Origin of the sequence: Microbacterium murale, assembly GCF_030815955.1 — a bacterium.
Taxonomy (GTDB): Bacteria; Actinomycetota; Actinomycetes; order Actinomycetales; family Microbacteriaceae; genus Microbacterium; species Microbacterium murale_A.
This window is the reverse complement of record NZ_JAUSXK010000001.1, coordinates 1,855,788-1,882,473: the sequence shown is the minus strand read 5'-3', so window position 1 is coordinate 1,882,473 and position 26,686 is coordinate 1,855,788. Positions and strand designations below refer to the sequence as shown.

Annotated in this window: 25 protein-coding genes; 10 read left to right on the top strand and 15 right to left on the bottom strand. The window is 66.5% G+C overall.

The window, feature by feature from the left end:
* Positions 1-33 precede the first annotated feature (33 nt).
* Positions 34-1,020: an N-acetylglucosamine kinase gene (locus QFZ46_RS09225; protein WP_307360623.1), complete on the bottom strand. Its 987-nt coding sequence runs from the start codon at positions 1,018-1,020 to the stop codon at positions 34-36.
* A gap of 104 nt (positions 1,021-1,124) precedes the next feature.
* On the opposite strand from QFZ46_RS09225, the gene QFZ46_RS09220 reads away from it, so the two are divergent.
* The 6 genes from QFZ46_RS09220 to QFZ46_RS09195 all read left to right on the top strand — a co-directional run bounded on the left by QFZ46_RS09220 (position 1,125) and on the right by QFZ46_RS09195 (position 6,875).
* Positions 1,125-2,057 carry a MurR/RpiR family transcriptional regulator gene (locus QFZ46_RS09220; RefSeq protein ID WP_307360622.1) on the top strand — a complete coding sequence of 311 codons (933 nt, stop codon included), beginning with the start codon at positions 1,125-1,127 and terminating at the stop codon, positions 2,055-2,057.
* Positions 2,054-2,806 (top strand): SIS domain-containing protein, encoded by a 753-nt coding sequence (locus QFZ46_RS09215; protein ID WP_307360619.1) that lies wholly within the window; start codon positions 2,054-2,056, stop codon positions 2,804-2,806. The genes QFZ46_RS09220 and QFZ46_RS09215 overlap by 4 nt, the downstream gene beginning before the upstream one ends.
* A 50-nt stretch (positions 2,807-2,856) precedes the next feature.
* Positions 2,857-4,275 (top strand): N-acetylglucosamine/diacetylchitobiose ABC transporter substrate-binding protein, encoded by a 1,419-nt coding sequence (ngcE, locus tag QFZ46_RS09210; protein ID WP_307360616.1) that lies wholly within the window; start codon positions 2,857-2,859, stop codon positions 4,273-4,275.
* Positions 4,272-5,297 carry a carbohydrate ABC transporter permease gene (locus tag QFZ46_RS09205; protein WP_373457642.1) on the top strand — a complete coding sequence of 342 codons (1,026 nt, stop codon included), beginning with the start codon at positions 4,272-4,274 and terminating at the stop codon, positions 5,295-5,297. Before ngcE ends, QFZ46_RS09205 begins: the two co-directional genes overlap by 4 nt.
* Entirely contained in the window at positions 5,294-6,202 is a 909-nt protein-coding gene (locus QFZ46_RS09200) for a carbohydrate ABC transporter permease (protein ID WP_307360614.1), read from the top strand. Before QFZ46_RS09205 ends, QFZ46_RS09200 begins: the two co-directional genes overlap by 4 nt.
* A gap of 79 nt (positions 6,203-6,281) precedes the next feature.
* Positions 6,282-6,875, top strand: coding sequence for a short chain dehydrogenase (locus QFZ46_RS09195; protein ID WP_307360611.1), 594 nt, complete (start codon positions 6,282-6,284; stop codon positions 6,873-6,875).
* A 33-nt stretch (positions 6,876-6,908) separates the two neighbouring features.
* On the opposite strand, the gene QFZ46_RS09190 is transcribed toward QFZ46_RS09195, so the two are convergent.
* Entirely contained in the window at positions 6,909-7,208 is a 300-nt protein-coding gene (locus QFZ46_RS09190; RefSeq protein ID WP_307360609.1) for a chorismate mutase, read from the bottom strand.
* A 91-nt stretch (positions 7,209-7,299) separates the two neighbouring features.
* On the opposite strand from QFZ46_RS09190, the gene QFZ46_RS09185 reads away from it, so the two are divergent.
* The gene (locus QFZ46_RS09185) at positions 7,300-8,529 is read left to right on the top strand and encodes an AI-2E family transporter (protein ID WP_307360607.1); all 1,230 of its coding nucleotides are present in this window, start codon (positions 7,300-7,302) and stop codon (positions 8,527-8,529) included.
* Here QFZ46_RS09185 and QFZ46_RS09180 read toward each other — a convergent pair.
* From QFZ46_RS09180 to QFZ46_RS09140, 9 genes are all read right to left on the bottom strand, one after another.
* Positions 8,526-8,900 (bottom strand): DUF5997 family protein, encoded by a 375-nt coding sequence (locus QFZ46_RS09180; RefSeq protein WP_307360606.1) that lies wholly within the window; start codon positions 8,898-8,900, stop codon positions 8,526-8,528. The two genes, QFZ46_RS09185 and QFZ46_RS09180, sit on opposite strands and share 4 nt — an antisense overlap.
* Positions 8,901-9,000: 100 nt before the next feature.
* Positions 9,001-9,921, bottom strand: a complete 921-nt coding sequence (locus QFZ46_RS09175) for an ABC transporter substrate-binding protein (protein WP_307360603.1) — start codon at positions 9,919-9,921, stop codon at positions 9,001-9,003.
* Positions 9,922-9,949: 28 nt separating this feature from the next.
* The gene (locus QFZ46_RS09170) at positions 9,950-10,708 is read right to left on the bottom strand and encodes an ABC transporter permease (protein WP_307360601.1); all 759 of its coding nucleotides are present in this window, start codon (positions 10,706-10,708) and stop codon (positions 9,950-9,952) included.
* Entirely contained in the window at positions 10,705-11,391 is a 687-nt protein-coding gene (locus tag QFZ46_RS09165; protein ID WP_307360599.1) for an ABC transporter permease, read from the bottom strand. Before QFZ46_RS09165 ends, QFZ46_RS09170 begins: the two co-directional genes overlap by 4 nt.
* Positions 11,388-12,254, bottom strand: coding sequence for an ABC transporter ATP-binding protein (locus tag QFZ46_RS09160; RefSeq protein ID WP_307360598.1), 867 nt, complete (start codon positions 12,252-12,254; stop codon positions 11,388-11,390). The genes QFZ46_RS09165 and QFZ46_RS09160 overlap by 4 nt, the downstream gene beginning before the upstream one ends.
* A gap of 25 nt (positions 12,255-12,279) precedes the next feature.
* Positions 12,280-12,585: a DUF427 domain-containing protein gene (locus QFZ46_RS09155; protein ID WP_307364553.1), complete on the bottom strand. Its 306-nt coding sequence runs from the start codon at positions 12,583-12,585 to the stop codon at positions 12,280-12,282.
* Between the two features lie 116 nt (positions 12,586-12,701).
* Positions 12,702-14,126: a dihydrolipoyl dehydrogenase family protein gene (locus QFZ46_RS09150; protein WP_307360597.1), complete on the bottom strand. Its 1,425-nt coding sequence runs from the start codon at positions 14,124-14,126 to the stop codon at positions 12,702-12,704.
* A gap of 181 nt (positions 14,127-14,307) precedes the next feature.
* Entirely contained in the window at positions 14,308-15,288 is a 981-nt protein-coding gene (locus QFZ46_RS09145) for an alcohol dehydrogenase catalytic domain-containing protein (protein ID WP_307360596.1), read from the bottom strand.
* The gene (locus QFZ46_RS09140) at positions 15,285-16,676 is read right to left on the bottom strand and encodes an MFS transporter (protein ID WP_307360595.1); all 1,392 of its coding nucleotides are present in this window, start codon (positions 16,674-16,676) and stop codon (positions 15,285-15,287) included. Before QFZ46_RS09140 ends, QFZ46_RS09145 begins: the two co-directional genes overlap by 4 nt.
* A gap of 66 nt (positions 16,677-16,742) precedes the next feature.
* Between QFZ46_RS09140 and soxR the strand changes: the two genes are divergently transcribed.
* On the top strand, positions 16,743-17,219 hold the full coding sequence (gene soxR / locus QFZ46_RS09135) for a redox-sensitive transcriptional activator SoxR (RefSeq protein WP_307360594.1): 477 nt from the start codon (positions 16,743-16,745) through the stop codon (positions 17,217-17,219).
* Between the two features lie 297 nt (positions 17,220-17,516).
* Here the strand turns inward: soxR and QFZ46_RS09130 are convergent, their stop codons facing one another.
* Together QFZ46_RS09130 and QFZ46_RS09125 are read right to left on the bottom strand one after the other, a co-directional pair.
* Positions 17,517-18,755 (bottom strand): lactonase family protein, encoded by a 1,239-nt coding sequence (locus tag QFZ46_RS09130; protein ID WP_307360593.1) that lies wholly within the window; start codon positions 18,753-18,755, stop codon positions 17,517-17,519.
* Positions 18,756-18,757: 2 nt separating this feature from the next.
* Complete coding sequence (locus QFZ46_RS09125; protein ID WP_307360592.1) at positions 18,758-20,044, bottom strand: adenylosuccinate synthase; 1,287 nt, start codon at positions 20,042-20,044, stop codon at positions 18,758-18,760.
* Between the two features lie 197 nt (positions 20,045-20,241).
* Here QFZ46_RS09125 and QFZ46_RS09120 point away from each other — a divergent pair, with 197 nt between their 5' ends.
* Complete coding sequence (locus QFZ46_RS09120) at positions 20,242-21,189, top strand: DMT family transporter (protein WP_307360590.1); 948 nt, start codon at positions 20,242-20,244, stop codon at positions 21,187-21,189.
* A gap of 89 nt (positions 21,190-21,278) precedes the next feature.
* A complete protein-coding gene (locus QFZ46_RS09115; protein WP_307360588.1) occupies positions 21,279-23,012 on the top strand; it encodes an MSCRAMM family protein in 1,734 nt (577 codons plus the stop codon).
* A 33-nt stretch (positions 23,013-23,045) separates the two neighbouring features.
* Here QFZ46_RS09115 and QFZ46_RS09110 read toward each other — a convergent pair whose 3' ends face one another.
* Both QFZ46_RS09110 and QFZ46_RS09105 read right to left on the bottom strand, forming a co-directional pair.
* Positions 23,046-24,470, bottom strand: a complete 1,425-nt coding sequence (locus QFZ46_RS09110) for a mechanosensitive ion channel domain-containing protein (RefSeq protein WP_307360587.1) — start codon at positions 24,468-24,470, stop codon at positions 23,046-23,048.
* 1 nt (position 24,471) lies between these two features.
* Positions 24,472-26,631 carry an adenylate/guanylate cyclase domain-containing protein gene (locus QFZ46_RS09105; protein WP_307360585.1) on the bottom strand — a complete coding sequence of 720 codons (2,160 nt, stop codon included), beginning with the start codon at positions 26,629-26,631 and terminating at the stop codon, positions 24,472-24,474.
* Positions 26,632-26,686 lie beyond the last annotated feature (55 nt).

The window sequence follows — 26,686 nt, the reverse complement described above, 5'->3', positions numbered from 1 at the left end:
TAGCTTTCGAGGATGATGTGGCATCGCGCGGGATCACCGGAAGCGCGAGAGCGTCTCGCTGAGCCTGGCGAATGTCTCGGACGACACGCGCGCGCCGCCGGCACGCACCGCGAGCAGCCCGGCGCCGACCGCACCGTCGATGACCGGAATCAGCTCGAGGCCCGCCGCAGCAGCGCCGAGACGGTGGAGGAACGCGTCTCTGACGGGGGTCGGGCGAAAGAGCACGCTGCCTCCGACGACGAGCGGCCCCGGGCCGGCCAGAACTGCGGCGAGCGAATCGGCGAGGTGCTCGCCCGCTCGCCGCAGAATGCTCTCGGCCACCGGATCACCGGCCACGAAGGCGAGCGGTGCGAGAGCAGCGAGCTCGATCGGCCGCATGGCGTACAACGTCTCGACCAACTGTTCGAGCGTGCGAGAGCGCCCCTCTCTGCGTGTCGCATCCTCGACGATGCCGAGATGCTCCAGCACGCCGCGCGTCAGCACCGTCGCCGGTCCCGCATGATCCAGATCCCGCACGACCGCCCGCGCCACCCGGTGCCCGATCCAGAAGCCGCTGCCACGATCTCCCAGCAACCAGCCCAGCCCATCCGCCGTCGCGTCGATACGGCCACCGGCGACGCGGACTGCGGACGCCCCGGTGCCGGCAACGATCGCGTAGCCGAAGGGCTCCACCGAACCGCTGGCGTATGTCGCCATCAGATCCGACTCGAAGGTGAGCCGGCCGCTGAATCCCTCGGCAGCGAGCCGGTCGGCCAGCCATCCGCCTTCGCCGTCTTCGGCGCGCTGCCCTGCCATGGCCGCGGTGACGACTTCCACCTCGGCCAGGGTGCGGGCGGACGGCGCGAGCGCCAGCGCGATGGCATCGAGCACACCGTCCGCCGCGCGGTCGGGACCCACAGCGATGGGGTTCCCGCGCCCGCCGACGCCGTAGCCGATGCACTCGCCCTCACCGGTCGTCAGCACCGCCCTGGTCGATGTTCCGCCCGCATCCACTCCGAGCATCAGAATGTCGTGACCCATTTGTTACGCGTCCTAACTTGACGCACCCTGACGGTGAGAATAGTTTTCATCCAAACGGGAACTTCCTGCGAGAGTGAGTTCTGGAGGCAATGGTGCCACGCAGTATGAACACCGGCAACGGCGCGATCGTCAGCCGTATCGCCGAGCGCCGTCATGCCATGCCGGTCGCTCTGGCCCGGATCGCCGATCTAGTGATCTCGCACCCGACCACTCCCGCGGAGCTGACGATCACGGAACTCGCTGAGCGGTCGGGAAGCTCCCCTGCGAGCGTCACGCGTTTCTGCCGCTCGCTCGGCTTCGACGGATACACCCAGTTCCGTGTCGCGATCGCGACCGAACTGGGGCACGCTGCCGCCGAGCATGCCTGGCTCACCGACATCGGTGCCGAGTTCGAGCCGACGGATTCGCCGGAGAAGATCCTGCGCACGCTGCTCAACGTGCATGTGAGCGGCCTCGAGACCACCCGAGAAGGCATCGACCTGGATGCTGTCGGTCGGGCCGCGCGCGCGATCACCGCCAGCACGCACGTCGACATCTACGGCCTCGGCGGCAGCGCAGGAATCGCTCAGGAGTTCCAGCGCAGGATGCACCGCATCGGAATCAGTGCGCATGCCTGGTCGGATGTGCACGACGGTCTGGCCAGCGCCGTCCTGCAGAGTGAGAGCTCCGTCGCGATCGGAGTGTCCAGCACTGGGCAGACCAACGAGACAGTGCAGATGCTCGCCCAGGCGGGTGCCGTCGGCGCGCTCACTGTTGCGATCACTCACGACGACGAGAGCTGGATCGCGGATATCGCCGATGTGTCGATAACCACGGCGGCACCTGTCGGCTACCTGCGCCCTGACGACATGTCGGTGAAGCACTCGCAGCTCTTCGTGATCGATCTGCTCTATCTCCTCATCGCGCAGCAGATGTTCGATCCGGCCACGAGGCGGCTCGCCGCCACCGCGACGGCCGTGTCGGGGCACCGTCGACCTCGGAAGCTGAACTCCCGTTCGCCGGAAGCCCGATCGGAACTCCAGGAGGAAGCAAGTTGACCGCGACACCGTCCGATCTCTTCCGTGAGGCGAACGAACGCCTCACTCGCCTGACTGCCGATGCCGAGGCGGGCTCCCTCGACCCGGCGATCGAGCTGATGGTCGGCGCCTTGGACGCCGGCGGAGTGATCCATGCCTTCGGCACAGGGCACTCCGAAGCCTTCGCTATGGAGATCTCCGGGCGCGCAGGCGGGTTGATCCCGACCAATCACTTCGCTCTCCGCGACCTCGTGCTGCACGGCGATCGCGAGATCGGCGTGCTGACGCCCGCGCTGGAGCGAGAGCCCTGGTTGGTCGAAGAACTGATGGCGACGGTCCCGGTCGGCGAGAACGACGTCTTCATGATCGCCTCGAACTCCGGGGTGAACGGTTCGATCGTCGGCGCAGCGCTGTGGGCGAAGGAGCGCGGTCACAGCGTGATCGCGGTGACGAGCATGGAGCACACCATGCGCGTCGAGCCGAAGCATCCGTCCGGCAGACGCCTCGCCGACGTCGCCGACGTCGTGATCGACAATCTCGCCCCCTATGGCGATACGACTCTCGAAGTCTCCGGAGGCATCGGCGCCGGTGCGATCTCGTCGATCACCGCGGCGTACATCGCGCAGCTGCTCACGCTCGGCGTGGCACGCACCATCGCCGACCGCGGCGACACGCCCCCGATGTACATCTCCGCGAACATTCCCGGCGGCGATGAGCACAACTCCGTCCTCGAAGACCGCTACCGCGGTCGAATCCGCCGGGGCACCTGATCGGATCCCCGGAACACCAGAACCCGAACACCAAAACGAAAGGTACGAAGATGGAACTCACACAAACCTCCATCAGCCGCCGCAACCTGTTGCGCGGCGCGGCAGCGACGGCGCTGCTGCTGCCATTTGGCATGTCGCTCGCCTCCTGCGCAGCACCAGGCGGCGGAGGAGGCGGTGGCGGCGCCAAGGGTGAAGTCACCGCAGACAACCCGTTCGGCGTCGCTGCCAACACCGAGGTCGACGCAGTCATCTTCGACGGCGGCTACGGCGTCGACTACGTCGAGAACGCGGCCAAGATCATGGCGGGCAACAAGGGCCTGGACGGCGTCACCGCCAAGGTCTCCGCCTCCACCAAGATCGCGCAGGAGCTGCAGCCGCGGTTCGTCGGTGGGAACCCGCCGGACCTCGTCGACAACTCCGGCGCGAACTCGATCGGCTGGAACACCATCCTCGACCAGCTCGAAGACCTCAGCGATGTGCTCGAGTCGGAGAACCTCGAGGGCAAGAAGATCGCTGACACGCTGTTCGACGGCGTGAAGGCGCCGGGCACCTTCGGCGACAAGTTCGCAGCGCTCAACTACGTGTTCACCACTTATGGCCTGTGGTACTCGGGGAGCCTGTTCGAAGAGAACGGCTGGGAACCGCCGACCACCTGGCAGGATCTGAAGGCCCTCGGCGAGGCCGCGAAGGCACAGGGCAAGTACCTGTTCCTCTGGGGCAAGGAGGCGGCGACCTACTACCAGACCTTCGTCGTCGACTCCGCTGTCATCCAGTCCGGTGACGACGTGCGCCTGCCGCTGGAGAACCTGGAAGAGGGCTGCTGGTCGCATCCCACACTGCAGTCGATCCTCACGATCCTGCACGAACTCATCGCAGCCGGCTACGTCAAGCCTGGCGGCGGTGGCACGCAGTTCACGCAGGCCCAGTCGCAGTGGAGCCTCGACCAGGAGGCGCTGCTCTACCCCTCGGGCTCGTGGATCGAGAACGAGATGAAGAAGACGACTGCGGAGAACTTCCAGATGAAGGGCGTGCGCGAGATGCCCCTGGACGACAACGCCACCACGCCCGCCGGCTTCATGCGAGCCGAAGCCGGCGAGCCGTTCATCGTTCCCTCCAAGGCGAAGAACCCCGCCGGTGGCAAGGAACTGCTGCGCACGATGCTCTCGAAGGAGGCGGCATCGGCATTCTCGAAGGAGAAGCTCGCCCCGACCGTCGTCAAGGACATCGTGCCCGAGGACGGATTCGGATCGACGGCGCTCGTGTCGCAGGTCGAGATGATCGCGGCCGCCGGAACGGGCATGTTCACGATCAAGTCGTTCAACCTGTACGGCATGAACTCCGACCAGCTGCCGATCTGGAACTCGTTCCTCGACGGCAAGATGTCGGTCGCGGACATCACGAAGCAGCTGCAGGACCTCACCGACAAGATCCGCAACGACAGTTCCATCGAGAAGATCGAGATCAAATGAGCCTCAGCGCTCCCGGTCTCGACGTGGCGCTGGACACCAGCGCCGTCGTCACCGCCCGCACGGGACGCCGCAAGGCGCCCCGTGCGGGCCTTCGGCGCAAGATGACGTTCGACTACGCGTCGTTCCTGCTGATCTTCCTCGGGCTACCGGTCGCGATCTTCCTGATCTTCGTCATCTCGCCGTTCATTCAGGCCGTGTACTACGCGATGACGAACTGGACCGGCTTCTCGCCGAACATGGACTTCGTCGGCGTCGACAACTTCGTGAGGCTGTTCCAGGACCCGACGTTCCTGCAGGCGATGGGCAACAACATCCTGTTGGCGATCGTCGTCCCGCTGATCACGATCGTGATCGCCCTGATCTTCGCGAGCATGATCACCGTCGGAGGCCCGAGTCACGGTCAGGTGCGCGGGTTGAAGGGCTCGAGCTTCTATCGAGTCGTGTCGTTCTTCCCGTACGTCATCCCCGCGATCGTGATCGCGATCCTGTGGAACATGATCTACACGCCCAGCGGGCTGCTCAACGGTCTTCTCGGGGTGGTGGGCGTCGACACGAACGACTTCGCGTGGCTCGGCGACGCGCGCACCGCGATGGGCGCGACGATCTTCGTGATCGTCTGGAGCATGGTCGGCTTCTACATGGTGCTGTTCATCGCCGCGATCAAGGGGATCCCAGGGGAGACCCTTGAGGCCGCGCGCATCGACGGGGCGGGCCGGTTCCGCACCGTCATCTCGATCGTTCTCCCCCAGATCCGCGACAACGTCCAGACGGCCTACATCTATCTCGGCATCCTCGCATTGGACGCCTTCGTCTACATGGCAGGCCTCAACTCCACGGGCGGACCGGGCAACAGCACACTGGTGATGAGCCAGTACCTGTTCCGCACCGCCTTCGAGAAGGGGCAGTTCGGCATGGCGAGCGCGATGGGCGTCATCCTCGCCGTGATCACCCTGTTGTTCGCCGCGATCGTGATCGGCGTGTTCCGCCTCGCCGGCGGCAAGGATGAAGGAGGACGCTCATGAGCCTGACCACCCGTGCCGCAGTCACGATCGATCCGAAGTCGGCGACTCGGCCGACTGCCTCGAAGACGAAATCCACCAAGAGCGACAAGGCGGTCGGCGGCGCATCCCACGTCGTCCTGGTCATCTGGTCGCTCGTCGTGATCATGCCGATGCTGTGGACCCTCATCGGCTCCTTCAAGACCACGAAAGAGATCTTCGCCTCACCGTTCGGACTGCCTGCGGACTGGAACTTCGACAACTACATCAACGCCTGGGTGGGGAACAACTTCGGCGGCATGTTCATCAACACGGTCGTCGTCGTGGGCGTCTCGCTCGTGCTGGTGATGGTGCTGGGCGCGATGTGCGCATACGTGCTGGCGCGCTTCTCTGTTCCCGGCAGCCGGGTGATCTACTACCTGATGCTCGCAGGACTCACGTTCCCAGTGTTCCTCGCGATCGTCCCGTTGTTCTTCATCCTGCAGGGCATGGGGCTGCTGAACACGTTGCCCGGCCTGATCATCACGTACGTCGCGTTCGCACTGCCGTTCACGGTGTTCTTCCTGTTCTCGTTCTTCAAGTCGCTCCCGTATGAGATCCAGGAGGCCGCTTACGTCGACGGTGCGAGCGAGTGGCGCACGTTCTTCCAGGTGATGCTGCCCATGGCGAAGCCTGGAATGGCGGCGGTGGCGATCATGAACTTCCTCGGCCTGTGGAACCAGTTCCTGCTGCCGATCTCGTTGAACACCGACAAGAGCAAGTACGTGCTCTCGCAGGGCATGGCGTCCTATGCGTCGTCGGCGGGCTACGCACTCGACTTCGGGGAGATGTTCGCGGCCGTGGTCATCACGATCGTCCCGGTGCTGATCGTCTACATCTTCTTCCAGCGTCAGCTGCAGGGGTCGGTGTCGCAGGGCACTTCGAAGTAGAGGGGCAGCGCCCTGTGGTGTCGGCGCAGTTCCCACGAGAGCGGCGCCGACAACAGGGAGTCTCGATAGGCTCGAGCGCATGCGCATCCTGATCATCGGAGCAACGGGACACATCGGCAGCGTCGTCAGCGCGACGCTCGAATCGGGCGGTCACGAAGTGCTCCGCGCGTCGCGCGGCAGCGAATGGACCGTCGACGTCACCGATCCGCCATCGGTGCGCGCCCTGTTCGAGAAGGTCGGCGAAGTGGATGCTGTGGTCGTCGCATCCGGATCCGTCCCGTTCGCGCACCTCACCGAGCTGACCCGCGACGACTACCTCACCGCGTTCACGTCGAAGGCCCTGTCGCAGATCGACGTCGTGCGCACGGCTCTCGACCACGTACGCGACGGCGGATCCATCACCCTCACGTCGGGAGTGCTCGCCCGTGAGCCGATCGCGACCGGTGCTGCGGCTGCCGCCGCCAACGGCGCCGTGGAGTCGTTCGTCGTCACCGCCGCCGCTGAGGCGCCGCGCGGCATCCGCATCAACGCCATCTCGCCGAACGTGCTGGAGAACTCGCCCGGATACCACTCCCTGTTCGCCGGCCAGCGCCCGGTGACCGATGCCGAGATCGGCCGGGCCTACAGGCTGGCCGTGGAGGGGCTTGTGACCGGCCGCGTGATCACCGTCTGACTGAACGGGCGCGCGCCGGGTCGATTCATGGGGTCATCGCCCCTCTTTGGCCTCTGTGTGGTGGCGGATGACTTCGGCGACCACGAAGTTGAACCACTTCTCGGCGAACTCGGGGTCGAGGTGGGCCTCTTCGGCGAGCGCGCGCAGTCGGGCGACCTGCTGCTCCTCCCGCTTCGGATCAGAGGCAGGCATCTCGTGCTCAGCCTTGAGCACGCCGACCTGCTGAGTGGCACGGAAACGCTCGGCGAGCATGTAGATGAGCGCGGCATCGATGTTGTCGATGCTGCCGCGCAGTCGCAGCAGTTCGGCGCGGGCGTCTTCGGCGTCAGTCATGAATCTCCTCCTGGTCGCAGGTACGACGATATCGCGACGGGCTCAGGGAGCGGCTCACGTCAGGCTGGGACCCACGCCTTAGAGTGGGCGCATGAGCACCGACACGCCTGCGGCCTCCGATGACCCCACCGATGCCGACATCTCAGACGCCTCGCGAGCGAAGGTCTCCACGAAAGCGAAGTCCAAGAAGAAGTCGAAGCCGGAGCCCGCCACGGAACCCGAGATCACGACGAAGCCCGTCATCGAGCCGGTACTGTCGAACCGCTCGTTCTGGACGCGCATCGAGCGCCCTTTCGGGTTCGGATTTCTCGTCACTCTCGGGGGCCTGGCCGCGATCCTGCTCGGGCTCGCACTGTCGAACCTGTCGACGGTCATCATCTACATCGCACTCGCCCTGTTCGCCGCCTTGGGCCTCGACCCCGCGGTCCGCTTCCTCGAACGGCGCGGACTGAGTCGAGGGTGGGGCGTCATGATCGTGCTCCTCGGCCTCATCATCGCGCTCGGCCTCATCATCTGGGCGATCGTCCCGGTCGTCGTTGCGCAGATCACGTCCTTCGTGAAGGACGTCCCTGGGATGATCGCGGACTTCCAGGGCAGCGACCTCTACGCGACTCTGGAAGATCAGTTCGGCGAACAGTTCGAGTCGCTCGTGGGGGACGTGCAAGGGTTCCTCACCGATCCAGGAAACATCGCCGCGATCGGCGGCGGCGCCCTCCAGGTGGGCGCATCCATCGCCAACGGCATCTCCGGCGCGGTCATCGTGCTCGTGCTCATCATCTACTTCGTCGCCACGCTGCCAGGGATCAAGACCGCGATGCTCCGTCTCGTGCCGGCACGCGACCGCGCGAACGCCGACATCATCAGCACCCAGATCACCGACTCGGTCGGCGGCTACGTCATGGGCATGGTGACTCTGGCGTTCATCAACGCTATGGTCGTGCTGCTCCTGTACACGGTGCTCGGATTGCCGTTCCCCCTGCTGCTGGCCGTCGTCGCATTCCTCATCACGCTGATCCCGCTCGTGGGCTCACTGCTCTTCTGGGTGATCGGCACCGGCATCGCACTGTTCGGCGACAACATCGTCTTCGCTCTGATCTTCGCGGTGATCTACCTCATCTACATGCAGGTGGAGTCGTACTTCCTCACCCCGCGCGTGATGAACAGGGCCATCTCGATCCCGGGGTCGCTGGTCGTGATCGGCGCCCTCGTCGGAGGAACCCTGCTCGGGCTGCTCGGAGCGCTCGTGGCCGTCCCGGTCACGGCATCCATCCTGATCATCATCAAGAAGATCTGGATCCCGCGTCAGGACTCGAGGGTCTAAACCCCTTCGATCGACTGATCCACGAAGCCGACGAACCGACTGCCGACGCCGTCGAACTCACCGCGGTGGTGTCCGGGGGCCGGCTTCGGAAGTTCCGCCGGCGAGTGATGCCTGCAACTCAGGTAGGTGAACTCCGGCCACCACTTCTTGGGTCTGGCCGTCTCGGTGTATCCGCACACGTCGCAGGTCAGGGTGGCCCACACCGGGCGCGCGCCCTTCTTGCGGTTGGCCCTGGACTGGATGAGCCAGGCGGGCGGGTCCTGCTCAAGCGCTGCGAACTCAGCCTCGCTGATGCCGTCTCCGAGTCCGTGACGGGCGACCATCTCCAAGGAGATGTCGAGCCGCTGGGCGAGATCGCGCTTCGAGATCATGCGGGTGAGTCCGTTGCCATGGGCTCCATTGTCTCAGGCCCGGCTGAACACGCAGGAGGGGCCTTCCGCAGATCGCCGGAAGGCCCCTCCATTTGACTGATCAGAGCAGATCGTTGTCCGTCAGCCACTGCTTCGCGATGTCCTCGGGAGATTTCTCGTCGACCGTGCTCTGCACCCCGAGCGCGACGAGGTCATCGGCACCGAGCGCGGCGCTGACCCCGTTGATGACGTCGGCGATCTCATCGGCCACATCGCTCGAGGCGATCGGCACGACGTTCGACGCCAGGATGAGGTTCTTCGGGTCTTCAAGCGCGACGATCTCCTCGGTCTCGAATGCCGGGTCCGCAGAATAGATGTCTGCGACCTGGATCTCGCCGGCCAGCAGGGCTTCCAGCGTCGTGTCGCCAGTGGCCGAGAAAGCGAGGTCGACGTTGTAGAGCTCCTTGGCGCCGGCCGGCCCGTACGGGCGCTGCTCGAACTCGGGCGCACCTCCGATCGTGGCCTTCTCGCTGAGGTTCGCGAGATCGGCGATCGTGGTGAGGTTGTTCGCCTCGGCGAACTCCTTCGTGACCGTGTACGTGTCCTGGTCACTGGCCTCGGCGTAATCGAGAGCCGTCAGTCCTTCTGGAAGCGCGTCCTGCAGAGCCGCATACACGTCTTCCGGGCTGGTCACGTCGGCCGCGTCGTCGTAGAACTCCAGCAGGTTGCCGGTGTACTCCGGGAACAGGTCGATCGCACCGGACTCCAGATCGGGCATGTAGGCGTCCCGCTGACCGATGTTGAACTCCTTCTTGACATCGAAGCCGGCGTTCTCCAGTGCCTGCGCGTAGATCTCCGCGATGATCTCGTTGGAGTAGTAGGCCTGCGAGCCGATCACGATGGTGTCGGAACCGGCGCTCTCGCCGCCGTCTTCGGTGGGGGTGTCCAGCGGGTTGCTGCTGGCGCAGCCGGCGAGCACCAGCGAGGCTGCGAGCCCGATGCCGCCGATGAGGGCGAGGCGTGACTTTCGTGCGGTGAACATGATGTTCCTTCCTGGTGGGGAGTGCTGGTCAAGTGGTGGAGGCTGTAGCGGATGTTGTGGTCGATGTTCCGGCGGATGCCGCGCGGCGGACTGAACGCGGCGTCTGGGAGCGCGGCGTGGCGGCGCGGATACCGGCGGGAACGGCCGCTCGCTGGGCGAGGGCGAGCAGCAGGTCGGCGATCAGTGCGAGCACGGCGACGAGGATCGCGCCACCGAGCACCTGGTCGAACCGTCGCAACGGAATGCCCTGGATGATCGGCCAGCCGAGGCCGCCGAGGTTGACGTACGCGGCGATGGTGACCGTGGCGATCACCTGCAATGTCGCGGCGCGCAGACCGCCGACGAGCAACGGCAGCCCCAACGGCACTTCGACCTTCCAGAAGATCTGCCACTCGGTCATCCCGGTGGCGCGCGCAGCATCGATCACGCGACGATCGATGGCCTCGAGACCGGTGTACGCCCCCGCGAGCAGCGAGGGGATCGCCAGCAGCACGAAAGTGATGGTCGCCGCCTCCGGGACGCGCAGCACGCCCAGCAGCAGCACGAGCAGCACCATGAGTCCGAACGACGGCACAGCACGTGCCGCACCGGAGATCGCGACTGCCACCTCGCGTCCGCGCCCGCTGTGACCGATGAGCCAGCCGGACGGGACGGCGATCACCGCCGCGATCAGAACGGAGATGACCGTGTAGTAGAGGTGCTGACCGAGGAGGATGGGCAGCGCATACTGACCTTCCAGCCGTTCCGGGGAGAACAGCCAGGCGAAGGCTTCGGCGAAGAGATTCATGCGGCGGCCCTGACGATACGGGCGGGGGCGCGAGTCGCAGTCGGTGTCTTCACTGCGCGCGTCCACGGCATCAGCGCGCGCCCGGCGAGCAGAAGAAGAAGATCGATGATGAGGGCGATCACCACGACGGCGATCACCCCGGCGAACACCTCGGCGATGATCCGCCGTTGCAGGCCGTTGGTGAACAGGTAGCCGAGGTTCTCCACACCGACCAGGATCCCGACGGTGGCCAGCGAGATCGTACTCACGGCTGTCACTCGGAGACCGGCGAGGATCACCGGCGCCGCGAGAGGGAAGTCCACCGTCCAGAACCTGCGAAGTCCGCCGTAGCCCATCGCGGTCGCGGATTGCCGGATCGCCGGATCGACCGAATCGAGCCCGTCGGCGACCGCCCGCACCAGGATCGCGACGGCGTAGATCGTGAGTCCGATGATCAGGTTCGCCGGGCTCCGAGTCGACAGGCCGATGACCGCGGGGAGCAGGATGAGCAGGGCGAGAGACGGGATCGTGTACAGCAGACCGGTGAGGATGATGACCGGTCCCCTCGCGAGCCGGTAACGCCAGGCGACCCACCCCAGCGGCAGCGACAGGAAGAATCCGAGCACGATCGGGATCGCGCTCTGCCAGAGATGCGCGAGTGTGAGCTCGAGGATGAGGCCGATGTTGTCGGCGATCCAGTTCACTGGGTGCCGGGCCCTTCAACGGACTCAGAGGGCGACGGGTTCGGAGCTGCCTCGTCCAGAAGCGCGCCCTGCGTGCGCCCCTCGGAGTCGACGACCACCCGACCGCGCGACGTCTGCTTGATGCGCAACGCCCTCTTGCCGCGCTCGGTGCCGATGAAGGCGGAGACGAAGTCGTCGGCGGGATTCTCGATGATCTCGCTCGGGCTGCCGACCTGCACGATGCGGGCGCCCTTGTCGAGGATCACCACCTGGTCGCCGAGTAGGAACGCCTCATCGATGTCATGCGTGACGAATACGACGGTCTTGTCGAGCTCGACCTGCAACCGGATGAGCTCTTGCTGCAGATCAGCGCGCACGATCGGGTCGACCGCGCCGAACGGCTCGTCCATGAGCAGGATGTTCGGGTCGGCCGCGAGGCCGCGTGCCACTCCCACGCGCTGCTGCTGCCCACCGGAGAGCTGGCTCGGGTAGCGATCTGCGAGCGCACGGTCGAGACCGACGGTGTCGAGAAGTGAGCGGGCGCGCTCGTGCGCGTCCTTCTTCGAAGTGCCGGTCAGGCGCAGCACCGTTGCGACGTTGTCGATCACGGTGAAGTGCGGCATGAGGCCCGAGTTCTGCATCACGTAGCCGATACTGCGCCGCAACGCCACCGGGTTCTTGTCGAGCACGCTCTCGCCGTCGATCTCGACGTTGCCGCTGCTCGGCTCGACCATCCGATTGATCATGCGCAGCAGGGTCGTCTTGCCGCATCCGGACGATCCGACGAACACCGTCGTCTTGCGTGACGGCAGCACAAGGCTGAAGTCCTCGACGGCGAGCGTGCCATCGGGGAATCGCTTCGAGACCGAACGGAACTCGATCATGCGCGGCTCGCTTCCGTCGCCCGGACTATGGTCCGACCTCTACCTGGCGCGGATCGAACGCGATGTGGCCGGAGATGTCCTTGCCGAGACGTTCGAAAGCGGTCGGGTATGGGTTCGGGTAGCCCCAGGCGGCGTCGGCGTGCGTCTCTCCGCCGACGATGGCCGAGTGGTACTGGGCCTCGCCTTTCCATGGACACGTATACGGCGTGGGACTGTCGACGAGCACCCCGTCCTTCACGGAGGACAGCGGGAAGTACCAGTTGCCCTCGATCGAGATGAGTTCGCTCTCGTCTGCTTCGGCGATCACGGTTCCTGCGAGTACAGCCTTCATGGTCATGTCTCCTCAGATTCGGTTTCGAGCGTATGGGAAGGCTCGGACATATGGGGCATATTCCTCGGCTGTTCGGAGCCGACGGCCAGATGGATGGGATGCTGACGGGGAGCGCCTCAGGCCGATTCCCGCCCGTACTGCTCGAGCAGCCGGAGCCAGACCTCGCTGACTGTCGGATATGCGGGCACCGCATGCCACAGCCGTGAGATCGGCACTTCGCCGACGATCGCGAAGGTCGCAGCCTGCAGCAGGTCGGCGACGTCCGGCCCCACGAAGGTGACGCCGAGGATGACGTCGCGCGCGGCGTCGACGACCATCCGAGCCTGCCCGCTGTAGCCGTCCTCGCGGAGGCTGGAGCCGGCTATGGCTCCGAGGTCCTGATCTATCACTCGTGTTTCGTATCCGGCATCCTTCGCGGCCTGAGCTGTCAACCCGACCGATGCGACCTCCGGCTCCCCGAACACGACCTGCGGTACCGCGGCGTGGTCGGCGGTGGCGACATGTCGACCCCACGCGGCGTCGTCGACGTCGTCGCCGTTCGCGCGCGCGGCGATCACGTCGCCCGCCGCCCTGGCCTGGTACTTGCCCTGGTGGGTCAGCAGAACCCGTCCGTTGACGTCGCCGACGGCGTACAGCCAGTCGCTGCCCGGAACGCGGAGGGTGTCATCCGTCTCGACGTACTTCCCCGGTTCGAGGTCGACAGTCTCGAGCCCGATGTCACGGCTGCGCGGGGTGCGTCCCGTCGCTGCGAGCACCTCCTCCGCGACGATGTCCGTGCCGTCGTCGAGTGTCACCGTCACGCCGGCCTCGTCGCGCGAGACACGAGTCGTACCGGTGTTCGTTCGAATGTCGACGCCCAGCGCGCGCAGCCCCTTCTCGACCAGCTCGCCCGCGAAAGGTTCCATCTTCTCGAGCAGACCGCTGCGGGCGATCAGGGTCACTTTCGCACCCAGGCCCGCGTAGGCGGTTGCCATCTCCACGGCGACGACGCCCCCGCCGATGATCGCGAGGGATGCCGGAATCTCCTGCGCACTCGTCGCCTCGCGGCTCGTCCAGGGCGCAGCGTTCACCAGCCCGTCTATCGGGGGGATCGCGGCATCCGTTCCTGTACTGATCGCGACCGCGTGGCGGGCCTTCAACACTGTCGTCGTGCCGTCTTCTGCGGTCACGGTGACTTCGCGTGGGCCGGAGATACGGCCGTGGCCGCGCGCCAGGTCGATACCTGCCGACTGCAGCCAGCCGACCTGTCCATCATCCGACCAGTCGCTGGTGAACGAGTTGCGGCGTGCGAGCACGGCGCGCACGTCGAGTGTGCCGGTGACCGCCTCGGCTGCCCCGGCCACGTGCTGGGCCGCGCGCAGCGCCTGTGCCGAACGCAGCAGTGCCTTGGACGGCATGCACGCCCAGTACGAGCATTCGCCTCCGACGAGTTCGCTCTCGACGATGATCGCGGTGAGTCCGCCCTGCACCGCCCGGTCAGCGACGTTCTCACCGACAGGGCCTCCGCCCAGGACGATCAGATCGTATTCATCCGTTGGCATAGCGTCGCCTTCCGTCGGAACCGGTACCGCACCAGTCTCGTCGAGATGCAACGCGATGTCACCGGGGTTGTTCCCGGGCGGGGTACACCTGTAGGGAGTTTGAACGGATGCAGGGTCGGATACCGGCGTTTCGCCCTGCAAGTGTGCCTTGGCCCTGCATGTGTGCGGATCCGCGACTGCATCACGGGATCAGCACGACCTTCCCTCGCTGACGACGCTGCTCGATCGCCGCATGCGCATCGGCTGCACGCTCGAGGGGGAACTCATCGACCGGCGGAATCACCCGGCCATCCGCCACGGCGGCGAGCGCACGCGTCTCGAGTTCACGCAGCTGCGGAACGGGGCGCCCGAGCGGGACCGTCACGGTGAGCGATCGGCCGACGATGTCGTCGGTGTCGATCCGCACCGCCTCACCGCTCGACCATCCGATGATCACGACACGCCCACCGCGGCCCAGCGTCTCGAAAGCCGCGCGGCCCGTCGATCCACCGACACCATCGATCAGCAGCGACGGTTCGCGCTCCCCGAGCAGTGCGGTCATCTGCGAGGGCCAGGACTCGTCCGTGGCATCCAGAGCGAAGAATCCCGCGGCATCCGGTGCCAGCCCTTCCACGACGGTTCGCTTCGCCTCGCCTCCGTACAGCGCCACGACAGTGGCCCCGATCGAGAGCGCAAGTTGCGCGAGCTGACTGCCGAGACCTCCTGAGGCCCCTGGAATGATGACGACGTCGCCAGGCTGCACGCGCGCGTCTTCCAGCACGTACTGCGCCGTGCGTCCAGTGCCGATCGAGGCGACGGCGTGAGGGAACGTCACGCCGTCGGGCACGGAGTGCAACGCGGCCACCGGTGCCAGCGCATACTCGGCATAGCCGCCGTTCAGGAACCCGACATGCGCGACCACTCGCGTACCGATGAGCGACCGATCGCCCCCGGGTCCTACCGCGTCCACGATGCCCGCCACCTCGCGACCGGGTGTCATGGGAAGCGACGGTCGCGGCATCGATGGCGGGCCGTCTCCCTGCCGGATGTTCGTGTCCACCGCATGGACACCGGCAGCAGCGACCCGCACGCGGACCTGCCCCTCGGCGGGATCAGGAAGATCGGTTTCCTCGACGACGAGCACCTGCGGCCCCCCGAACTCGCGCTGGACGACCGCCCTCATGCCCCCGCCTCCTCACGGGTGCGGACGACGGCCACCCTTGGCGCCAGGATGACCGCAACAGCGGCGATCACCCCGGTCAGGGCGAACACGGCGGTGAACGGATCCGCGGTCGTCGCCAGGGCGGCGAACAGGGTCCCGGTGATGGCCAGCACCATCGCACTGCCGAAGGAGTCGGCGACCGTCATGGCCGCGCTGTTGAATCCCTGATTCACGGGTGTCGAGAGCGACAGCGTCAGCACACTGCTTCTCGGGCTCATGAGGCCCATGCCCGAACCTGCGACGACCCACGCCACAGCGATCACCAGAGCATCCCATCGGAAAGCGGCGATGGCCAGCACGAGCGCGATGCCGATGAGCACGAGCGCCGTTCCGATCCGCAGCGCGAGCGCATTCGACAGTCGGGTACCCATCCGGCCCTGCACCGTCGATGCGGCGGACCACGCCAGGGCGCCGCCCGTCAATGCGAGCCCGGCGAGAGTCGGGCTGAGCGCGTACCGATCCGTCAGCAGGTACGGCACGTACACCTGCGTGCCGAAGAACGCACCCGCCACGAGCCCTCGGACGAGGATGACCGACGGCAGGCCCCGGCGTGCGCGCAGCGTGCCCGTCGGCACCAGTGGTCGCACGGCGACCAGCGCGACGACGACGGCGACCGCCGCGAGCACCGGGCCGACACCCGGGATATCGCCGACGAGGTTCAGCGCGAGCACTGCGACCGCCGCGAGCACCGACCAGCCGAGCCGGCCCAGAGCCCAGGGCGCCGTCGCATCGCCGCCGCCCGACAGACCGCGGAGCGCCGGAACCACCATGAGGAGCGCGGCGAGCGCGAGCACGACGACGCCGAGGAACACCCAATGCCAGCTCCACAGGTCCGTCACCACGGCGGCGATGGTGGGTCCGATCAGCGACGGCACGACCCAGGCCGCCGCGAATGCGGCGAAGATCGCCGGATGCTTGTCCTGCGGATACACCCGGGCGACGACGACGTAGAGCGCGACCATCATCGCGCCGCTGCCCAGTCCCTGCACGAAACGCCCTGCCACGAGGGCTTCCATGCTCGGCGCGAGTCCGGCGATGAGCAGGCCGGCGACGAAGGCGATGACCGACGTGTACAGCGGCGCCGTCGGTCCGCGGCGGTCGGCCCAGTTCCCCGCAGCGACCATGCCGATGACTCCCGTGGCCAGCGGGCCGGCGAAGGCGAGAGCGTACAGTCGCTCGCCACCGAGGTCGTCGCTCACCACCGGCATCACCGTCGTGACCGCCAACGACTCGAACGCTCCGAGGAAGACGAGTGCGCACGCGCCGATCGTGATCCAGAGGAACGTGCCGCTCATGATGCCCGGTGCGGTGGACGGGGCAGTCCGCACCTCTCCTGTTTCCGTTGTCATTTCCCCGACGTTAGGACCTCAACTATGGTTGAGGTCAAGTAAGTGGATGCAACGGGGGAGAAGAGCATGCCGCAGTTGGACGGAGACAAGCACCGACAGCTCACGATCGGCGAGCTTTCCAGCCGCAGCGGAGTGGCTTCGTCTGCCCTGCATTTCTACGAACGAAACGGCCTGATCCGCTCGGCGCGCACGGAGGGGAATCAGCGCCGCTATTGTCGCGACACCCTGCGCCGCGTGGCGTTCATCCGGGTCTCGCAGCGCGTCGGCATCCCGCTCAAAGACATCCGCTCCGCGCTCGAATCACTGCCGGAAGGACGCACGCCGACCAAGAAGGACTGGGCACGCCTCTCGCAGCGGTGGCGCGACGAACTCGACGCCCGCATCCGCCAGCTCGAGCACCTGCGCGGCCATCTCGACGGATGCATCGGATGCGGATGCCTGAGCCTGAACTCCTGCGCGCTGCAGAACCCGGCCGACGTGCTCGGGAACAAGGGTGCTGGACCGATCCGCTGGCTCAAGACCGGGGCCGCGGCCGCGGAGTGAGCAGGCCGCCATCCGCGGCCGCAGCCCACACCGCAGCCGATGCCGCAGCTCACGGTACGAATGGCTGGCCGAAGCACGGATGGCCGTCGATTTCGGCCTGTTCCGACATACAGGTGTGCATTCTGACGGCCATCTGTGCGAGATGAGCGGGTGCGGCACGAGATGAGCGGGTGCGGCACGAGATGAGCGGGTGCGGCACGAGATGAGCGGGGGCGGCACGAGATGAGCGGGGGCGGCACGAGATGAGCGGGTGCGGCACGAGGTGAGCGCGGGCGGCGCGGGTGAGCGGGTGCGCCCTCAGCGGGCGAGCAGCAGGTGCGTCGGTGCCGGCGCCGCAGTACGGTGACGGATGCCGCGGGGGGCGCCCGTGCGGTCATCGAGGTCGAGCACACTGATCTCGTTCGAGCGCTGGCCGGCGACGAGCAGCGAGCCATCGTGGATGAGGTGGTGACGCGGCCAGTCCACTCCGGATTCAGCGAGCGCGAACGGCTCGACGCTCTCGCCGCCGCCGCGCACGCGAAGCGCCGCGATCGTGTTGCTGCCCCGCAGCGCCGTGTACAGCGTCGCGCCGTCCCTGGAGCGGGCCAGCTCAGCGGGGAAGTCGGTGCCGAGCTCTGCGGCGGGCGTCACCGAGGTCGCGGCGGCGAGGGCCCAGCGCCCGTCGGGTTGAACGGCGAGCGTGAAGATCTCGCAGGAGTACTCGGTCACCACATGGAGGTGTCCGCTCGGGTGCACGACCATGTGCCGCGGCCCGGTGCCGAGCGGCAGCACGATCTCGTGGTCCAGCGCCAGGCCTCCCGACGTCGGACGCCAGATGCGCACGAGATCGAACCCCAGGTCTGTGGTCGCGATGCGCCCGTCAGGCAGGAACGCCGCAGCGTGCGCATGCGAGGCGCGGGCGGGCTGATCCTCCGCCTTGACAGCGGGTTCCGGCTCTGGCGCGGTGACGGGGTTGAGCCCGAGCGCCTCGTCGAAGAGCAGCAGTCCCGACCGCGGCGGATCCGCGACTTCGGTGGGAGGCTGCTCGAACGTCATCGACCCGTTGCGCAGCATCGCTGCGGCGATCTCCTGCGCCGAAGCCTCCATCGCTTCCTCTGAGGGATTCTGTGCGGCATCCGGATCGTAGGGATCGCGCGCGGCGACCGAGACCGTCGGCTTCAGGAGCGAGCCGTCTGCGGAGAGCCCGATGCGCACGACCCGGCCGTCGCCGTAGCAACTGGCGATCAGGTACGAGCCGCTCGCAGCGACGGCGATATGGCACGCCGAGTCGCCCGCCGCGACCGGCCGGGCGAGCGGCGCGAGCGTCGACTGACCGGTGCGGGCGAACGCCTGCACCGTGCCGTCGTCCTCGAGCGCTGCGTAGACGACGTCGAGCGACGGATGCCGTGCGAGCCAGGACGGCGAAGAGGTCTGCGTCACAGCACCGCGGTAGGCGAGCGTATCGGGCTCACGCCCCTCGTCTCCCTCGAGCAGGCCGATGCCTGCGGCATCCCCGCCCATCCCGGCGCCGTAGCCGCCGACCCAGAACTGCGTCATTCTCAGTCGAGAAGGTCGTGGCGCACGATCACCTGATCGCGCGCCGGCCCCACGCCGATCACCGAGATGCGTGTCTTGCTCATCTTCTTGAGCGCGAGTACATACTCCTGGGCGGTCTTCGGCAGGTCGTCGAAGCTGCGCGCGGTGGAGATGTCTTCGCTCCAGCCGGGGAAGTACTCGTAGATCGGCTTCGCGTGGTGGAAGTCGGTCTGGTTCACCGGCACATCGTCGAACCGCTCGCCGTCGACGTCATAGGCCACGCAGACCGGGATCTGCTCGAGACCGGTGAGGATGTCGAGCTTTGTCAGCACGAGGTCGGTGATGCCGTTGATGCGCGTCGCGTATCGCGTGATCGGCGCGTCGTACCAACCGACTCGGCGCGGTCGCCCGGTGGTGGTGCCGAACTCGAAGCCGGCCGAGCGCAACCAGTCGCCCTTCTCGTCGAACAGCTCGGTCGGGAACGGGCCCGATCCGACGCGTGTCGTGTAGGCCTTGACGATGCCGACGATGCGGTCGAGGCGCCCGGGTCCGACACCGGATCCGGATGCTGCGCCGGCCGCCGTCGCGGTCGACGAGGTGACGAAGGGGTACGTGCCGTGGTCGATGTCGAGCATCGTCGCCTGGCCGCCCTCGAACACGACGACCTCGCCGTTCTCGAGCGCCTGGTCGATGAGGTGTCCGGTGTCTGCGACCATCGGGCGCAGCCGTTCGGCGTAGGAGAGCAGGTCTTCGACGATCTCGTCGACCGTCACCGCGCGGCGGTTGAAGACCTTGACGAGGAGGTGGTTCTTCTGATCGAGCGCACCCTCGACCTTCTGGCGGAGGATGTTCTCATCGAACAGGTCTTGCACGCGGATGCCGACGCGATTGATCTTGTCCGCGTAAGCCGGACCGATGCCGCGGCCTGTGGTGCCGATGTTGCGCTTGCCGAGGAAGCGCTCGGTGACCTTGTCGAGCGTGCGGTGGAACTGCGTGATGAGGTGCGCGTTCGCACTCACTTTGAGCTTGGAGACGTCGATGCCGCGCGCGGACAGCGCCGTGAGCTCATCGAAGAGCACTTCGGGATCGATGACGACGCCGTTGCCGATCACGGGCGTGACGCCGGGCGAGAGGATGCCGGAGGGCAGAAGGTGCAGGGCGTACTTCTCATCGCCGACCACGACGGTGTGCCCGGCGTTGTTGCCGCCGTTGAACTTCACCACCCAGTCGGTGCGGTCGCCGAGCAGGTCGGTCGCCTTGCCCTTGCCTTCGTCGCCCCACTGGACGCCGACGATCACGATTCCTGGCATGGGTAACCCCCTGGGTAGTGCTTCTCGCCGGGGTTGCACCGGCAGATGAGCTGGCCCGATCGGGCCGTTCCATCTTAGCGAAGGGGTCTGATGGAGCCTGCTCGGACGAGACGACGACTCCGATACTGGCGGAAAAAGCACGGCAGTTGGCTCTCCGACCGGTCGACGGTGTCTGTAGCCACTGCGAGGATCGGATCATGCCAGAAGTGCCGATCCGTCCCACACCGCCCGTGGCGAAAGTCGCCGTGCCTGGCGTCGATGAGCCGAGATCGCGGGGGTCGCTCACCCTCATCGCTGCTCTCGTCACCGTCGTGCTGTGGGCGTCGGCCTTCATAGGCATCCGCGGCGCCGGCCCGCACTTCGACCCCGGCGCACTGGCACTGCTGCGGATGGCCGTCGGCACCGTCGCCTTGGCGATCATCGCGCTCCGGCACGGCATCCGCCTGCCCGAGCGCCGGCATTGGCTGCTGGTGGTCGTGTGGGGCGTCGGCTGGTTCTGCATCTACAACCTGGCGCTGAACAGCGCCGAGCGCACGCTCGACGCCGGCACCGCGGCGATGGTCGTGAACCTCGCTCCGCTCATGGTGGTCGTCTTCAGCGGCCTGTTCCTTCGCGAAGGCTTCCCCAAGCCGCTGCTGATCGGGGCTCCGATCGCCTTCCTCGGCGTGGTGCTGATCGGAATGAACTCGACGACGAGCGCCGGACTCGACATCACCGGTCTGCTGCTCGCCTTGCTCGCAGCCGTGATGTACGCGGGCTGCACGCTGGTGCAGAAGCATCTGCTCACCTCAGGAGTCGACGCGACGACGCTGACCTGGCTCGGAGCGATCGCGGGCACTGTCGCTCTGCTGCCGTGGGCGGGCCGTCTCGTCGCCGATCTGCAGACCGCGCCGCTGGATGCGACCCTCTGGGTCGTGTACCTGGGCATCTTCCCGACCGCGATCGCCTTCACCACCTGGGCGTACGTGCTGCAGCGCAGCACCGCCGGTCAGACCTCGGCGACGACGTACGTCGTTCCGGCGATCGCCATCCTGATGTCGTGGATGATCCTCGGCGAAGTGCCGACGCTGATGATGTTCGTCGGCGGGGCACTCTGCCTGCTCGGCGTACTCGTCACTCGGATGCGGCGGCGCCCGGTGGGCTGAGCGTCACGATCATCCACCTCGAAGAGAGCTCAACCGATATCTGCGCCGAAAGGTTGCCGCCGCGAGGTTCTGTCCACCAGACTTGGCGCATGCCTCAGCGTCCGTTCAAAGACACGACTGTGTCCCCTCGCCGTGCTTTCACGCGTTCGATGTCGGCCATCATCGCCGTCGCGGCGCTGAGCCTGACCGTCGTACCCGCGGCGTCGGCCGCCACCACGACGGCGTGGGCCGCATGGGCACCCCTCTCCGGCACGGCAGGGAACTACACCTCGGCGGTGACTCTCGCCGGACAACCCGCTCTGTCCGCGAGCATCACGAGCGACTCCCGCGCCGGCAGCGTGGGCGTCATCTCCGGTGCATCGAACTGGTTGTCCGAGGGGACGCCGATCGGCGCGAAGTACGGGTCGAGCCGCGATCAGCCCTATCTGAACCTTCGCCCGGCGGCTGACAATGCGACGTCGCCTTCGACGACCACGTACACCTTCGACACTCCTGCCCCCGCATCCGGATGGGCCTTCGCACTCGGCGACATCGACGCCGACTCGGTGCGGATCTCCGGTGTCTCGGCATCCGGCGCAGCTCTCACTGCCGCCGACCTCGGCTTCCAGGACGGATTCAACTACTGCGCGCCCGGCGTCGCCGGCAAGCCGTCGTGCACGGGTGATCCGGCAGATGTCCCGACGTGGGACCCCGCGGCACTGACGTTGGTCGGAAATCTGGGCGCAGTCGACACCTCCGGCTCTGCCGCCTGGTTCGAACCCACCACTTCGATCGCGAGCCTCACCTTCGAATTCACGCAGCGCTCCGGATTCCCCGTCTACCAGACCTGGTTCGCGTCGATGGCGAGAGACATCACCGGCGCGGTCAGTGACGTGGATGACGGCCCGCTCGACGGTGTCGCCGTGTCGCTCACCGATGCGAACGGAAACGTCGTCGCCACCACGACCACTGCCGGTGGCGGCCTCTATTCCTTCCCCGGATACTTCGCCACCGACGGATACCAGGTCACTGCGACCCCTCCTCCGGGCAAGATCGGAGTGGTCGGCACGGGGACCGCTGACCTCCGCACCGCAGACGCCGTCGTCGACCTCACAGTTCGCGATATCGCATCCCTGGCAGGAACCGTGACCGCAGCAGGTTCCGGCATCGCCGGCGTGACCGTCACCGCGACGGGGCCCGGCGGCACACTCACGACCACGACGGCGAGTGACGGAACCTATTCGTTCCCGTTGATCGGCGACGGAACGTATGACGTGACCGTGACCGTTCCCGCCGGCACCGTTGCGGTGACACCGGCCACCCGGAATGAGACCGTGGCAGGCTCCGACCTCACCGGGGTGGACTTCGACCTTGCCCGGCTGGGTTCGGTCTCCGGCACGATCAGCGACGGCGAGGGCGATCCGGTCGCCGACGTGACGATCAACATCGACGGCCCGGCGGGCACGACCACTGCGACGAGCGGCGCCGACGGCACGTACCTGGTCGGCGACCTCCCGCCCGGGTCCTACGACATCTCGGTCGTCGCCCCGGACGGCTACACCGTGGACGGTCCGGCACGCCTTACTGCCACGATCACCGCCTCCGGTGACGTCATCGTCGACCAGGACTTCGCGCTGATCGCCGACCGGGTCGACCCGGTCGACCCGGTCGATCCGCCCACGACGCCCGGCGGCCAGGCTCCAGGTACCGATGGTGGCAGCTCAGGTCCGCTCGCCACGACCGGTGCCGACAGCACGCCGTTCATCGCCGGAGGACTGATCGCCCTGCTCAGCGGTGCACTCCTGTTCGCAGCAGGTCGTCGGCGCATCCGCGGACGCGTCTGACGGGGAGAGCCGCGTCGCCTCCTCGAGCGGTCATCACCGGTCGAGGAGGCGCCTCCGGTCGACGCCAAGGCCCGCGAGCGTGTCGGCCGCGAGGGCCCGCTTGAGCTCCAGTGACTCCCCGATCTCGGCGGCGAGTTTCGGCCGCGAGCGGATCAGGTCGTCAACGGTCGCGAGCGGGATGACGACGACGGTGAGGATCTCCCCCGCGATCGTCACCGCCTGGGTGCGCTCGCGGGTAAGTGCGGTCTGACCGATGAGGTCGCCCTTCTCCGCTGTGGCGAATTCGATCCGCCCGCCGTCGATATCGAGGGCGAGGATGGCCCGACCCGACACGACGATCTTCACCTGATCGGGGATGATTCCTGCGGGAAGCACGGTCTCGCCGATTCCAAAACGCTCCAAGTGGGCTGAAGAGAGAAGTGACTCCGTGTCCTCTTCCCGCAGATGCAGTGTCGGCGCGATCACCGTCATGGCCTCGACGAGGCGCTGGGGTTCGGCGAGCGGATCGGTGGAGTCGCCATCCAGGGCGAACCCGCGCCGGCGTGCGGCGTACCAGAGCCAGGACAGGTACGTGGAGAGCGCCTGTCCGGCATCGGCAGGACCCGTGACCGGTATCGACACTCCATACGCGCCACTCCCGGAGTAGTTGACCGACGCTCGCCGCTCCGGCAACCGCATCGGCAGTGCGTCCGCGATCTCGAGCAACAGCGCCATCACCTCGTGCGGCGGGTCATCGGTCGAGAAGCTCACGGGAGTGGTTGCGAGATACGGCCCTTCCGGCTCGCTCATGTTCGTGAAGGATGCTCCGGACAGGGTCGAGTTCGGCACGATCTGGATGCCGGCGCCGGTCTGGATGTGCACAGCACGCCAGTTCACCTCGACCACGCGCCCCTTCACACCTGCAGCATCGAGCCAGTCGCCGATCTTGAACGGCTGCTCGAACAGCAGCAGCAGACCCGAGATCACACCGCCGACAGCGTTCTGCAGTGCGAGACCGATCACGATCGAGGTGACACCGAGCGCGGTGATCAACCCTCCGACGTCGGCACCCCACACCCAGGAGAACAGCAGCGCGAGCCCGACCACCACGAGGGCGAGGCGGGCGATCTCCACGAAGATCGTCGGGATGCGGTCTCGCCATGACCCCGGCTCCGCGTTCGCAAACAGGGCCACGTTGAATGCGGAGAGCACGAGCAGGATGACGAGGAAGCCGAAGACGGTCGCGACGACCCGCACCCACACCTGATCGGCCGGAGACTGGATCGCGAAGGCCAGCAGGGCGAGCAGCGCGCCGGCAGGAACCACCCAGTTGCGCAGCAACCGCAGCGGTCCGGCGACCGGGTTGTTGCGGCGCACAAGGGTGCCGATCACCTCGGTGAGTACCACGAGCAGCACAGGCACTCCGACGGCGAGCGCGATCACCCACCACGCCCAGCCGTCCTGGAATGCATCGGTCATCTCACGCCACCTTCCACACGGTCTCGGTCCTGCCCTGCGACTCGACGGTTCCCGCCTCGACGTAGTCGACGAGCTCCAACGTACGGTCGCGTACCGTCTGACTGACGTAGATGCCCGGCTCCCCGGTCACAGACCGAACGCGGTAGGCGAGGTTCACGGCATCCCCCCACAGGTCGTACGCGAGGGTGGTGCGCGCCACGAGTCCGCTTGTGACGGTGCCGGTGTCGACACCGGCACGAAGCGCGATCGAGGTGCCGTTCTGCACGTTGAATCGCTCGACGACCTCGACGAGATGTCGGGCGAAATCAACGCTGCGGCGCACGTTGTCCACGCGCGGGATCGCCATGCCGGACGACGCCAGATAGCCGCCGTGGAGCGTGCGGACCTTCTCCACCCCTGTCTTCTCCGCAGCCTCGTCGAAGCCGCGCATGAGGGTGTTCAGCTGTCCGATCTCCTGCTCGCCCGTCAGCCCTCTGGCGTAGTCGTCGAAGCCGACGAGCTCGGCGAAAACGACGGAGACGTTCTCATGAGCCTCGGATATCGCCTCGTCGCCTTGCTTGTACCTGTTCGCGACGCTTTCGGGCATGAGTGTGTGCAGCAGCTTCTCGTTCTCCTTCTGCTGCTCCTCGATGAGGTCCTGCTTGATTCGCAGACTCGATGCCATGTCGTTGAAGGCGCTTCCGAGGTCGCCGAACTCGTCGCGTGATCCTTGAGGCACTTGAACGTCGAGGTCGCCCTCTGCAATCTTGTGAACGGCACCCACCAGCCGGTGGATGGGCCGCGTGAAGATCTGAGCGAGCAGCAGCGAGAGCAATGCCACTCCGAGCATGATGCCGAGGAGCGACAGCAGCACGTTGCGGGTGAACTCGGTCACCGGTGCGAGCGCCTCTGCGGTGTCGATTCTCGCGATCACCACCCAATCGAGCCCCTCGACCTCCAACGGCGCATAAGCGGTGACGCTGTCGCCGCCCATGAAATCTCTGCCGACGACCGTGCCGCTGCGTCCTGCCTGCGCCTCAGCGACGGCGAACGTGTTCACGGGCTGCAACAGAACCGTCCCCTTGATCTCGGCAACTCGTTCGGCGATGCTCGGTGCGACGCCTCCGTTGATGATCATCTGCGCATAGGTGTCCGGGTTCTCGATGAGCCTCCTGGCGTTACTGCGCATGAGATCGTCCCGCCCGACGAGGTAGACCTCGCCCGTGTCGCCGAGCCCTTGCGCCTTCCACTGCTCGTTGCCGGTCATCACGTCGTTGATCTGATCGATCGAAAGCTGAAACGCGATCGCGCCCGTTATCCGGTCGTCGTTGCCGACCGGCGACACCACCCACATGGCGGGGATGTTCAGCGAGGGGATCCAGCGTTCGAAGTCGGTCATCCCGATCGCGTCCACCGAGTTCGTGGCGATCGTCTCACGATATGTCTCAGCGAATGCAGTATCGCGATACGGCCCGGTGTTGAGATTGGCACCGAGATCGATGCCCTTGTACGCGGAGAACACGACGTCGCCCTCGAGATTGAGGAGCAACGCGTCTTCGTAACCGACGTGCTCGATCAGGCGGGAGAAATAGTCACCGTAACGGCCTGCCGCTGCCGAGTACGAGGTGCCGTCCCCCACATCGTTGCGGGTGAGGAGCTCGTCGTAGTCGGCGTCGAAGTCTCGGTTCCCCGTGGTGTACTGCAGCTGCAGATAGCGGCCGGCGTTGGACTCGGGGATGAATGCGGTTGCCCCGTAGTCCTCTCCTGCCCGACCTTCCAGCTCGGGGATGTAGGTGTCGGCATAGTAGGCATCGAGTTCGGCCTGCTGCTCGGAGGTGAGTTCTTGCGCTTGGAGTTCGTCGAATGCCGTGTTCAGGGCCAGAGACATATTCTGCGCGCTGAGATTGCGGGAGTTCAGCGCCGCAGTCTCCTTGGCGTCGTCGATCGCCTCGATCGCCTCGGCCGCGCGCATCGAGCGGATCGTGATGAGCTGGTCCACCGCGGCGTCGTGCAGAGATTGCCGCCCGTTGATGAAGCCGATCGCGCCGACCACGATGGAGGAGACCAGGCTGACGCCCAACAGCATGATGAGGAGCTTGGATTGGATGCTGATTCCACCGCGCTGGAAGCGCCGACGTCCCCTCGGCTTCGCTGTCTCTTCTGACGTGTTCGCTTCCGACACCGGCACTCCTGTCTCGCACTCTCAGAACATTTCGTCCCCAGATCAGCGCCCCCAC